Annotated in this window: 5 protein-coding genes, 1 tRNA gene and 3 rRNA genes; 7 read left to right on the forward strand and 2 right to left on the reverse strand. The window is 50.5% G+C overall.

Going from position 1 to position 12,543, the window contains the following annotated elements:
* Positions 1-12: 12 nt before the first annotated feature.
* The 6 genes from TREAZ_RS04175 (at position 13) to TREAZ_RS04200 (ending at position 8,049) form a co-directional block, all read left to right on the forward strand.
* Positions 13-1,553, forward strand: a 16S ribosomal RNA gene (locus TREAZ_RS04175).
* Between the two features lie 268 nt (positions 1,554-1,821).
* Positions 1,822-1,894 (forward strand) — tRNA-Ala (locus TREAZ_RS04180).
* A gap of 134 nt (positions 1,895-2,028) precedes the next feature.
* Positions 2,029-4,982 (forward strand): 23S ribosomal RNA (locus tag TREAZ_RS04185).
* Between the two features lie 92 nt (positions 4,983-5,074).
* Positions 5,075-5,190 (forward strand): 5S ribosomal RNA (rrf, locus tag TREAZ_RS04190).
* The 16S, 23S and 5S rRNA genes sit together here with 1 tRNA gene alongside, the layout of an rRNA operon.
* Before the next feature lie 141 nt (positions 5,191-5,331).
* Positions 5,332-6,567 carry a DUF3798 domain-containing protein gene (locus TREAZ_RS04195; RefSeq protein WP_015710568.1) on the forward strand — a complete coding sequence of 412 codons (1,236 nt, stop codon included), beginning with the start codon at positions 5,332-5,334 and terminating at the stop codon, positions 6,565-6,567.
* 162 nt (positions 6,568-6,729) lie between these two features.
* Positions 6,730-8,049, forward strand: a complete 1,320-nt coding sequence (locus TREAZ_RS04200; protein WP_043922827.1) for a CBS domain-containing protein — start codon at positions 6,730-6,732, stop codon at positions 8,047-8,049.
* A 46-nt stretch (positions 8,050-8,095) separates the two neighbouring features.
* Here the strand turns inward: TREAZ_RS04200 and TREAZ_RS04205 are convergent, their stop codons facing one another.
* Positions 8,096-9,469, reverse strand: coding sequence for a glycine--tRNA ligase (locus tag TREAZ_RS04205; RefSeq protein ID WP_015710570.1), 1,374 nt, complete (start codon positions 9,467-9,469; stop codon positions 8,096-8,098).
* A 105-nt stretch (positions 9,470-9,574) separates the two neighbouring features.
* Between TREAZ_RS04205 and TREAZ_RS04210 the strand changes: the two genes are divergently transcribed.
* The gene (locus TREAZ_RS04210) at positions 9,575-11,170 is read left to right on the forward strand and encodes a B12-binding domain-containing radical SAM protein (protein WP_015710571.1); all 1,596 of its coding nucleotides are present in this window, start codon (positions 9,575-9,577) and stop codon (positions 11,168-11,170) included.
* Here the strand turns inward: TREAZ_RS04210 and TREAZ_RS04215 are convergent.
* Complete coding sequence (locus TREAZ_RS04215) at positions 11,165-12,301, reverse strand: DUF2974 domain-containing protein (protein WP_043923284.1); 1,137 nt, start codon at positions 12,299-12,301, stop codon at positions 11,165-11,167. The genes TREAZ_RS04210 and TREAZ_RS04215 overlap by 6 nt on opposite strands.
* Positions 12,302-12,543 lie beyond the last annotated feature (242 nt).

Consider the following 12,543-nt stretch of genomic DNA (forward strand, 5'->3'; position numbering starts at 1 on the left):
GTCAGAAACTATATCATGGAGAGTTTGATCCTGGCTCAGAACGAACGCTGGCGGCGCGTCTTAAGCATGCAAGTCGAGCGGCAAGGGGGAGCAATCCCCCCTAGAGCGGCGGACTGGTGAGTAACGCGTGGGTGACCTACCTCAAGGCTGGGGATAGCCATTAGAAATAGTGGGTAATACCGAATGTGGTTATTGGGCTGTGGCCCGATAAAGAAAGGCGCTTCGGCGCCGCCTTGGGATGGGCCCGCGTCCCATTAGGTAGTTGGCGGGGTAAGAGCCCACCAAGCCTGTGATGGGTAGCCGGCCTGAGAGGGTGAACGGCCACATTGGGACTGAGATACGGCCCAAACTCCTACGGGAGGCAGCAGCTAAGAATATTCCGCAATGGACGAAAGTCTGACGGAGCGACGCCGCGTGGATGACGAAGGCCGAAAGGTTGTAAAATCCTTTTGCCAGCGAAGAATAAGCGAGGGAGGGAATGCCCGCGCGATGACGTTAGCTGGTGAATAAGCCCCGGCTAATTACGTGCCAGCAGCCGCGGTAACACGTAAGGGGCGAGCGTTGTTCGGAATTATTGGGCGTAAAGGGCGCGTAGGCGGTTATGCAAGTCTGGTGTGAAATACCGAAGCTCAACTTCGGCACTGCATTGGAAACTGTGTGACTAGAGTCATGGAGGGGCAGTTGGAATTCCGAGTGTAGGGGTGAAATCTGTAGATATTCGGAAGAACACCGGTGGCGAAGGCGAACTGCTAGCCAATGACTGACGCTGAGGCGCGAAAGTGCGGGGAGCAAACAGGATTAGATACCCTGGTAGTCCGCACTATAAACGATGTGCACTAGGTGTTGGACCGAGCGGTTCAGTGCCGGAGCGAACGTGATAAGTGCACCGCCTGGGGAGTATGCCCGCAAGGGTGAAACTCAAAGGAATTGACGGGGGCCCGCACAAGCGGTGGAGCATGTGGTTTAATTCGATGATACGCGAGGAACCTTACCTGGGTTTGACATGGTAGCGAATGGAGCAGAGATGTTTCAGCGCCGCAAGGCGCGCTATCACAGGTGCTGCATGGCTGTCGTCAGCTCGTGCCGTGAGGTGTTGGGTTAAGTCCCGCAACGAGCGCAACCCCTACTGCCAGTTACTAACACGCAACGGTGAGGACTCTGGCGGAACTGCCGGTGACAAACCGGAGGAAGGTGGGGATGACGTCAAGTCATCATGGCCCTTATGTCCAGGGCTACACACGTGCTACAATGGGCGGTACAAAGCGAAGCGAATCCGCGAGGAACAAGCGAAACGCCGAAAGCCGCCCGTAGTTCGGATTGAAGTCTGAAACCCGACTTCATGAAGTTGGAATCGCTAGTAATCGCGCATCAGCATGGCGCGGTGAATACGTTCCCGGGCCTTGTACACACCGCCCGTCACACCATCCGAGTTGGAGGTACCCAAAGCCGGTAGCTTAACCGCAAGGGGAGCGCTGTCCAAGGTAAATTTAGTGAGGAGGGTGAAGTCGTAACAAGGTAGCCGTACTGGAAAGTGCGGCTGGATCACCTCCTTTCACTGTGAAAGGGAACGGGGCTTATGAACAGTCCCGGCAAGGAGGGTTTCGAAAGAGCCCTCCTGGCAATGGTCCTGCAAAAGGGGCTGCTGCCAAAAGACTGCTAACTTAATGAGCATTAAGTAGCAGTGGAGTTTTGTTTACAAAACTCCAAGGCAAAAGCTGCAAAGCTTTTCCCACCTCTCGATACAATCTTTCTTCTCCTTTTCCCTTTTTTTGAATGTTACCGTTCTATTTATTATAGAACGATACAGATAAAAGACTAAGCGGGGATATAGCTCAGCTGGTAGAGCGCCAGCTTTGCAAGCTGGATGTCAGGGGTTCGAATCTCCTTATCTCCAATTCCAATTTAGTAATATTAAGAACCCCGAAAGGGTTTTTATAAAGTTCTTTGAAACACATAGGGAAGGGACATGGAGTAGAATCCAATAGGATTTTACCAATCCAGTCGAAAGGCTGGAACGAACAATAATATGGTCAAGCGAGAATAGGGTTTACGGTGGATGCCTTGGCGTATCGAGGCGAAGAAGGCCGTGGCAAGCTGCGAAAAGCCCGGGGGAGAAGCACACATTCTGTGATCCCGGGATGGCCGAATGGGGTAACCCAGCAGCCGCGAGGCTGCTATCCGACATCTGAATACATAGGGTGCGGAAGCGGAACTAGGGGAACTGAACCATCTCAGTACCCTGGGAAAAGAAATCAACGAGATTCCGAAAGTAGCGGCGAGCGAAATCGGAAGAGCCTAAACCGTTCATCAGAACGGGGTTGTAGGGCCGTCTGCCCGCAAGGGGCGGAGTGACAAACCATCGACATAGCGGAACTGTTTTGGGAAAGCAGGACAAAGAGGGTGAAATCCCCGTACGCGAAATGGCGATGGCTCTGCAGGACGGTACCTGAGTACGGCGGGGCACGAGAAACCCTGCCGGAATCCGGGTCGACCACGATCCAAGGCTAAAAACGAGATACGACCGATAGCGCAGAAGTACCGTGAGGGAAAGGCGAAAAGAACCCCGGCGAGGGGAGTGAAAGAGAACCTGAAACCGTAAACCCACAACAGGTCAGAGCCGGCGCGAGCCGGTGATGGCGTGCCTTTTGTAGAATGAGCCTGCGAGTTGCGATAGCATGCGAGGTTAAGCGATGGAAGTCGCGGAGCCGGAGGGAAACCGAGTCTTAATAGGGCGCATAGTATGCTGTCGCAGACCCGAAGCCAAGTGATCTAGTTATGAGCAGGCTGAAGCTCGGGTAAAACCGAGTGGAGGGCCGAACCCTAGTCTGTTAAAAAAGGCAGGGATGACTTGTGACTCGGAGCGAAAGACTAAACAAACTTGGAAATAGCTGGCTCTCCCCGAAATGCCTTGAGGGACAGCCTCATCCAAATCTTTAGAAGGTAGAGCACTGGATGGACTAGGGGGCTTCACCGCCTACCAAACCCAATCAAACTCCGAATGTCTAAAGACAACGGATGGGAGTGAGACTGCGGGCGACAAGGTTCGTAGTCGAGAGGGAAAAAGCCCAGACCGTCAGCTAAGGTCCCGAAATGCCGCTAAGTGTGAAATGATGTGCGATGGCGAAGACAGCCAGGAGGTTGGCTTAGAAGCAGCCATTCCTTAAAAGAGTGCGTAATAGCTCACTGGTCGAGTCATGGCGCGCAGACAATGTAACGGGGCTAAGCGGCATACCGAAGCTACGGGTTCAACATGCAAATGTTGGACGGTAGGGGAGCATTCCACGGACCGAAGAAGGCGTGCTGTAAAGCATGCTGGAGGAAGTGGAAGGGAGAATGCAGGTATAAGTATACGAAAAGAGGGGTGAGATCCCCCTCCGCCGAAAGCCTAAGGATTCCTGGGTAAAGGTCATCTGCCCAGGGTAAGTCGGCCCCTAAGGCGAGGACGAAAGTCGTAGTCGATGGGAAACTGGTCCAGAGTCCAGTACCTTAGCAAGTTTTGAGGGGATGACGCATGAGGTGAAACCCGGCCGGGCGACGGTTGTCCCGGTCGAAGCGCCAAGTTATTGGAGTGGCAGGCAAATCCGCCATTCTAGATGAGGCGTGACCGCGAGCGGAGCTACGGCGAAGCGAAGCGGGCGTAATCACGGTGCCAAGAAACAATCCCTAAAGCTAGGCTTGCTAAGACCGTACCGTAAACCGACACAGGTAGGCGGGATGAGAAATCTAAGGCGCTCGAGAGAATTCGCGTTAAGGAACTCGGCAAAATGCATACGTAACTTCGGAAGAAGTATGGCCACTGGTGGTGCAGCAATGCGTTACTGGTGGTGACACAAAGCAGTCCCAGGCGACTGTTTACCAAAAACACAGGCCTCTGCGAATCAGCAATGAGACGTATAGGGGCTGACACCTGCCCGGTGCCGGAAGGTTAAGGGGAGCGGTTAGCCGCAAGGCGAAGCTGTGAACTGAAGCCCCGGTAAACGGCGGCCGTAACTATAACGGTCCTAAGGTAGCGAAATTCCTTGTCGGGTAAGTTCCGACCCGCACGAAAGGTGTAACGATCTGGGAGCTGTCTCAACGCGAAGCTCGGTGAAATTTAAGTACCGGTAAAGATGCCGGTTACCCGTGGTTAGACGGAAAGACCCCGTGAACCTTCACTGCAACTTATCATGGGGACTTGATCTGGCATGTGTAGGATAGGTGGGAGGCTGTGAGGAGTGGGCGTTAGCTTGCTCGGAGCCGACGGTGAAATACCACCCTTGTTAGATTAGGTTTCTAACCTGTCCCCTGAAGCGGGGACAGGGACAGCGATAGGCGGGCAGTTTGACTGGGGCGGTCGCCTCCCAAAGAGTAACGGAGGTGCGCGAAGGTCTCCTCGTCCTGGTTGGAAATCAGGATATGAGTGTAAAGGCACAAGGAGGCTTGACTGCGAGACTGACAGGTCGAGCAGGTACGAAAGTAGGTCTTAGTGATCTGGCGGTAGCGAGTGGAAGCGCCGTCACTTAACGGATAAAAGGTACTCCGGGGATAACAGGCTGATCTTCCCCAAGAGTTCACATCGACGGGAAGGTTTGGCACCTCGATGTCGGCTCATCGCATCCTGGGGCTGAAGCAGGTCCCAAGGGTTTGGCTGTTCGCCAATTAAAGCGGTACGTGAGCTGGGTTCAGAACGTCGCGAGACAGTTCGGTCCCTATCTGCCATGGGCGTTGGAAAGTTGAGAGGAGCTGTTTTTAGTACGAGAGGACCGAAATGGACGAATCTCTGGTGTACCAGTTGTCCTGCCAAGGGCAAGTGCTGGGTAGCTACATTCGGAAGGGATAACCGCTGAAGGCATCTAAGCGGGAAGCCCACCTCAAGATTAACTTTCCCTGGGGGTTCGACCCCCCTGAAGGCACCAGGAAGACTACCTGGTCGATAGGTTGGAGGTCTAAGTATAGCAATGTATTCAGCCGACCAATACTAATCTGCCGTGAGGCTTGACCATATTATTGTTCGTAGGAGTTTGCTAAAGCAAACCCCAGTGTCCCTAGCCTTGGGGTTTGTTCCGCAAGCTCCGATTAAGCGTTGTTGATAATGCTTGGTGACTATAGTGGAGGTGTTACACCTGTTCCCATTCCGAACACAGAAGTTAAGCCCTCTTACGCCGATGATACTGCCGCTCAAAGCGGTGGGAAAGTAGGTCGTTGCCAGGCTTTTTTTTGCCCGAAATCTGAGCGGTGGGAAAGTCGCGCAGGACAGCGCGCGAGATATTTAATTGCTGTGAGTCCTCCTCTATCTTTTTTCAAAAATAATGTTTATTATATCAATTATTTCAATTCTTTAAGGAGGATTTCATGAAAAGATTTGGTTTATTGGCGCTTGCCCTGGTCATGGGGGGCGCCCTTGCTTTCGCGGGCGGCAGCAAGCAGCAGAGCAGTGCGGCTCCTGCAAAGGCCGCCTTCCACATCGGTATTGTTACCGAGACGGTTTCCCAGGCGGAAGACGATCTGCGGGGCGCGGAGGAGCTTATCCGCCGCTACGGAAGAGTGAGCGACGGCGGTATGATCCAGCACATCACTTACCCGGACAATTTTATGGATCAGCAGGAAGTGTTTATCTCCCAGGTGAGTACTTTGGCGGACGATCCCTTGATGAAAGCTATCATTGTGAACAATGCCATCCCTGGTACCGCCGAGGCTTTCAAGCGGGTCAAGGAGAAGCGGCCGGACATCATCTGCATCGCCGCTGAAGCTCACGAAGACCCCCTGGTGATCCAGCAGTCTGCGGACCTGGCGACCAACGCCGACTTTGTAAGCCGGGGTTACCTTATCCCTTGGGCTGCAAAGCAGCTTGGGGCCAAGACCTTTGTGCATATCTCATTCCCCAGGCACATGAGCTACGAGTCCCTGGGCCTGCGCCGCCAAATAATGGAAGAAGCCTGTAAAGATCTGGGCATCAGATTCGTGTTCGTTACCGCTCCGGACCCGACCAGCGATGTGGGTATTGCCGGCGCTCAGCAGTACATCCTTGAGCAGACCCCCCAGTGGATCCAGCAGTACGGCAAGGATACGGTGTTCTTCTGTACCAACGATGCCCACACAGAGCCCCTGCTCCGTCAGCTCTTTACCTATGGCGGAATGTTCGTGGAAGCCGACCTGCCTTCGCCCCTCATGGGTTACCCCGGAGCATTGGGCCTTGACCTCTCTGCGGAAACCGGCAATTTCCCCGCTATCCTCAAAAAGGTTGAAGAAGGGGTGATCGCCAAAGGCGGTTCCGGCAAGTTCGGCACATGGGCATTCTCCTACGGCTATACCCAAAGTGCAGGCTGGGGTGAGTATGCCAAGCGTGTTGTGGAGGGCAAAGCCCAATTAGGCAACCTGGCGGACATGTGGGCCGCTTTGAGCGAGTTTACCCCCGGGGCCAAATGGAACGGCGCCTACTACACAGATGCCAACACCGGGATACGGGCAAGAAATCATCTGCTTGTCTATATGGACACCTATATCATGGGAAGTCCCGGTAAGTACCTGCCCACCACGAATCAGGTTATCCCTGAAAAGTATTACGCTATTAAGTTTGCGGGAAACTAAAGAAGTCCGGTAAAACCATAAAAAAGGGAGGCTGAATACATCGGCCTCCCTTTTTTTCAGTTTGTTCGCTGTCACGCTTTTAATATCCCTGTATTGCCGCTGGCAGCGTTGAAGAGGAGCAGGTGCTTATAAAGCGGATTGAAAGATGGTAAAATCCACAATATGAATGTTGCTTTTGGCCATACAAATACTGATTTGGATTGTCTCGGTTCCCTCATTTTGATCAAAAAACTTTTTCCCGATTTCAGGCTGGTAAAATCGAGGCTCATACATCCTGCGGCGCAAAGCCTTTACTATTTGTATGAGGGCTATTTTGATTTTTTGAACCCCAAAGATCTTATGGACGAGCAGATTGATAATATTATCATCGTAGATACCTGTACAGCTGACAGGGTAAACGAATATTTTGGTAATATACGCAATTCAAGCCCAAGTATCAGGATTTTTGACCATCACCATGCGGCGAATTGCGATATACTGGGGGCCAGCCTCGAAAAAGGGAATTTCGGCGCCAATACGTCTTTCCTTGGGAAGTTGGCAATGAAGCAGGGAATAACCTTGCTACCCGAAGAAGCCACCATAGCCCTTACGGGCATTTATGCTGATACAGGCCGGCTTATATACGAGAATGTGTCCCGCGAGGATTTTGAAGTTGCTGCATGGCTTTTTGATATGGGGGCTTCCTTAAAACTGGTAAAGTCATTCCTCGAAACCATTAAAGAGGATGATCAGATTTTGCTTTTGAATCAGCTTCTTCTTTCTGTTGAGCAATTCAATATTCAGGGTCATGTGATACTCATAAGTAATTTTGAGCTTGATGAAAATATCCCGGGTCTTGCGGCGATTGTCGAAAAAATAATGGATATAGAAAATCCGGATGCGTATTTTGCGATTTTTTCCATTAAAAAAAGCAAAACCATATTGCTCATTACCCGCAGCCAGAAGGAAAAGATAGATCTTCACGAACTTCTCCAGCCCTATGGGGGCGGCGGGCATCACCTTGCAGCATCGGCAAAGATTTCCAACAGGGAAGGGCCTGAGTTTAAAGAGGAGTTCCTTGCATACCTTGAAAAATCCCTGGCCCCTGCTACCAGGGCCAAGGATATTATGAAATCGCCGGTGCATGCGATTACGGAAAACATGAGCCTTCTTGAAGCCTCGTTATTTTTGGAAAAAGTTGAGCTGACTAGCATGCCGGTGGTTAATGACAGCGGTACCCCCACGGGCTTCATCAGCCTTAGGGATATTATGAAAGGCCGCAAGGCAAACAGCATGAAGTCCCCGGTGCGGGCCTATATGTCTAAACCGGTTATTTTTTCAAACAGCAGTATTACCATGAGGGAAATTGAGCGCATTTTTTTCAAGCATCATATAGGCCACCTCCCCATAGTGGAGGAGGGAGAACTCGTGGGCATCGTGACCCGCTGGGATTACCTTGAATACAGGAAACGCACCGCAGACGACAGGCGGACTCCTGAATAAATATACTTGAGAATTTTCGCCGGAAACAAAGCCAGGGAAAGGCTTGCTACTTAGCCACCTTATATTCTTTAATCTCTTTTTTTAACCGCTCGCCAAGCTCAGCTATAGGAACCCTTGCCTGTTCCATAGAATCCCTGAAGCGCAGGGTCACGGTTTTATTTTCCTTTGATTCGTAATCAACGGTGACGCAGAAAGGCGTGCCCGCCTCGTCCTGGCGGCGGTAACGGCGGCCTATTGCGCCGGACTGATCGTAATCGGTAGCAAAATCTTCCTTAAGCTCTTTGCGTATGTCTTGGGCAAGTTCGGCAAGGCCGTCCTTTTTCATCAGCGGGAGTATAGCTACAGTTACCGGGGCTACTGTGGGATGGAAATGCAGCACCGTACGCCAGTCGTCATCATTCCCCTTGTCCGCTACTTTTTCTTCGTCATAAGCATCGCTGAGCACCATGAGGAGGGTCCTTGTGAGGCCTGCCGATGTCTCAATGATGAAGGGTATGTAACGTTCATTGTTTGCTTCCTGATCGATGTACTGGAGATCCTTGCCTGAGAATTCAGTGTGCCTGGTGAGGTCATAGTTGGATCGATTATGTACGCCTTCCAACTCGCGCCAGCCCATGGGGAAGAGGTACTCGATGTCGTAGGCATCTTTGGCATAATGGGCAAGCTCATCCGGGCCATGCTGGTGCCAGCGGAGATTATTCATATTTACCCCGAGCTTTTCGTAATAAGCCCAGCGGCGTTTTTTCCATTCGTTGAACCATTCCACGTCCGTACCGGGCTTCACAAAGAACTGCATTTCCATCTGTTCGAATTCGCAGGTGCGGAAAATGAAATTTTTGGTAACAATTTCATTCCTGAAGGCCTTGCCAATCTGGGCAATGCCGAAGGGGATCTTCATGCGGTTGGACTGGATGATGTTTTTGTAGTTCACATAAATACCCTGGGCGGTTTCGGGCCGGAGGTAGATGATGTTGGCGGTGTCTTCCGCAGGGCCTATATGGGTTTTGAACATGAGGTTGAACTTGCGGGTGTCCGTTAATTCGCCGCCGCATTCGGGGCATTTTTTTGCAGCAAGATTTTCCGGGGGAATCTGGTCAGCCCGGAAACGGGTCTTGCACTTTTTACAGTCTACCAGGGGGTCGGTAAAATTCTCGACATGCCCCGAGGCTTCCCAGGTGCGGGGGTGCATCAGGATGGCGGCATCGAGGCCTACTATATCATCCTGAAGCTGGGTCATTTCCTTCCACCAATTTCTGGCTATGCGGTTTTTCAACTCTACGCCCAAGGGGCCGTAATCCCAGGCGCCGTTTTGGCCGCCGTAGATTTCTGATGACTGGAACACAAAGCCCCGCCTTTTGGCAAGGGACGTGATTTTTTCCATGGTAGCTTTACCCTGGTATTCAGTAGCAAGATCGGACATTCGTTCTCTCCTTGAGTGTTGATAGTATACAGAAAAGAAGGAAAAATGGCGAGTATGCCAGCAGGGCCTTAGTCCTTTCGGTCATAGATAGAGTATAATCGGAATATGGAAAAAGATTCTGCCCCAATAGTCCTTGCAGCAGCCCATCTTGAACATTGTCCTGAAGCAGTTCCTCTGGGGGCTGCCTCTGTCGCTGCCTGCCTAAAGGCCAGGGGTTTTTCAGTTGTTTTGGTGGAGGGCTTTGTTGCCGATGGTTCAGTGCCTCTGGTGGAAAAAATCCTGAGCCTCAACCCCAGGGCTGTCGGGTTTTCCCTCTATAGCTGGAACCGCAGTATTATGCTGGAAGCTGCCCGGGCTATCAGTGCTAAAAATCCGGATATGTTCCTCTTCTGCGGCGGCCCTGAAGCTACAGCCTTATCCGATGGACTAAACTTGAAACAGGGCGGCCCCTTTGATTCAGTTATCAAAGGGGAGGGTGAAGAAGAAGCGGTACGAATACTGGGAGAAAAGTTCCATGTTGAGCAGATACCCCAATCCGTGAGTTATGTGCCTTTTGGGGAGGATTTAAGCCTGCTGCCTTCGCCTTACCTTGAAGGCATACTAGAGCCTGGGGAAGGTGTCCTTTGGGAACTTACCCGGGGCTGCCCCTATGCTTGCGCGTATTGTTTTGAATCCAAAGGGGACAGGCGGGTGCGGCGCTTTTCCGAAGACAGGGTGCGGAAAGAATTAAGCTTTTTCATATTAAAAAAAGTTTCTTATGTTAATGTTCTTGATCCAACTTTTAACAGTGATAATGACAGGGCTATACATCTTTTGGATATGATAATAGAAGAGTGCCGCAGCAGCAGCCATGCCGTGGGTATACATTGGCATTTTGAAGCCAGGGCTGAGCTTATTACCCGTGCCCAGGCCCGCCGCTTTGCAAGCCTCGGAGCAAGCTTGCAGATAGGGCTGCAAACTTCAGATCCTGAAGTGTCTGCAAAAATCGGCCGTGTTCTGGATGCCAGGCGTTTTTGTTCCCGCATTGACATCCTCAACGAAGAAGGAGTCACCTTCGGCCTGGACCTTATTTATGGCCTTCCCGGCGATACTCCGGAGGGTTACAGGAAGAGCCTTGATTTTGCTGTTTCGTTAAGCCCCAATAACCTTGATATTTTCCGTTTATCCGTACTCCCCGGAACCCGTCTTTGGGATTGGGGTGAACAGCTTGGCCTTAAGTGGAACAGTAATGCTCCTTATGGGGTAATTGAAACGAGCACTTTTACTGCTGCTGCTTTGGAAATGGCGGAAAAACTTTCTATGGCGGCTGATGTTTTTTATAACCGGGGCAGGGCAGTAGCATGGTTCAATCAGGTATTGAAGCCCCTCAGAATGAAAGCTTCGGATTTTTTTGCCAAATTCGCCGCCAGGACGGAGGGCCTCAATATAAAGGATTCTCTGGAGATTGAAAAATCCCAGCTTGATTTTCTTGAAAATCAATACCGGAATAAAAAGAAAGCGGAACTCCTTCCCGCAGTGAAAGATCTTGTGCAATACCATGGAGCATGGGGGCGTGCCCTGGCGGAAGGCAAAACCACGCAACTGTCTTTCAATTATGATCCGGATTTGATTCTTGGGGAAGCTGCCCTTGATCTTGAGGCTTTTGTTTCTTCTGCGAAAAAACATCCCCAGAGGATAGAAGTGGACCCAAGGAATTTATAGGGCTCGTTTTTTCTTTTTCTTCTGAGGCGGAAGCAGGGTATGAATATTATTTTTCGCAGCCCCCAGGAGAGCGCCAATAGTTTTAAAAAGCATATCCCTGGAAGTTTCATCTATGCTGGTCAGGGATTGTATCATTGCTGCTGTGTTTTTTAGCCACCCTGTGCCGAGTTCAGGGAATGACGAAGCTTCGGTGGATCCAAGTATGGTAAAGAGGGCTTCGGTAAAACCTTCGCGCTGCTTATTGTCCAGGCTTGAAAGCCATTCCTTGATGGTTCGGTCTATAAAGCGGCTCTCTTTATTTACCTCATCCAATCGAACCACATCATTATAAGCGACTTCCCAGGAATACACATCATGCTGGAGCAGGCCAATCTGAACGCTTTTAACCACTGTATAATTGGTTTCGTGTTCAAAAAGCATTCCAATTATCGAAGTCTCGGGCACAAAAGAAAATATCTTCTCCTTAATGGCCTGGTAGCCGTCTTTTTTTATAATATCAGGGCCAAAACCAGGGGCATCATTGTTATAGATTTCGCAGATATGTTTTTGCACTTTTTTTGAACAAAAAGACGCGGCATAGACTGCCAGATTGCCGCCCTTTGAATGTCCCCCTATCCTGATAGGGCCATTGTATTTTTCTGCAATATCCTCGAGATAACGGACCGCTTCGCCCTGGGCAGGAACTTCTTTGCTGAAACTCATGTTGAAGTCTTCTTTCCACCCTACCAGGGTATTATCGGTGCCTCTGTAGGTAACAAAGGGGGTTTTACGGGCAGTAAGGACTGTGAGGGCGGCAAATTGTTTTTCTTGTATTGTGTCGATTTGATTGACATAGGCTGCAAGGCCCAGGTTCCGATATCGTTTGGAACCACCCATAAATGACAGAAGCGCAGGATCGTCCTTTGAGATCATGATATTGTCAAAACGGGCAGGATTGTGCCTGATAGTCCTGGCAAAGCTCTCTGCTGCTTCGGCAATGGTGATGACTTTTTTGTCTTCCAATCCTGGAACTATATTATCAAACGGAATATAGGAAAGATGGGTAAGTATGATATTGTCCACCGGATTAAAAGGGGCCTGGCTGAAATCCAAATCCCCCCGCCAGGATAGATAGTCAAATATATTTGCCATATGCTCATTATAGCGTATGAAGCTTGTCTTGTGAAGTTTAGTTTTTTGGGATATGATAAATATCATGCATAAATTCCGGGATTCTGTACCGGCGTCCATTAATAATCTTTATAATTCACGGCTTGCAGTGATTTTTGAAAGTATCATTATAGGGCTTTTTACAGGCTTGGTGGTGGTTTTTTTCAGGTTTTCACTGAGCAAAGCCGATGGGCTGCGCAAGGGAATTTATGAATCTCTAAAAT

Origin of the sequence: Leadbettera azotonutricia ZAS-9, assembly GCF_000214355.1 — a bacterium.
In the GTDB taxonomy this organism is placed as follows: Bacteria; Spirochaetota; Spirochaetia; order Treponematales; family Breznakiellaceae; genus Leadbettera; species Leadbettera azotonutricia.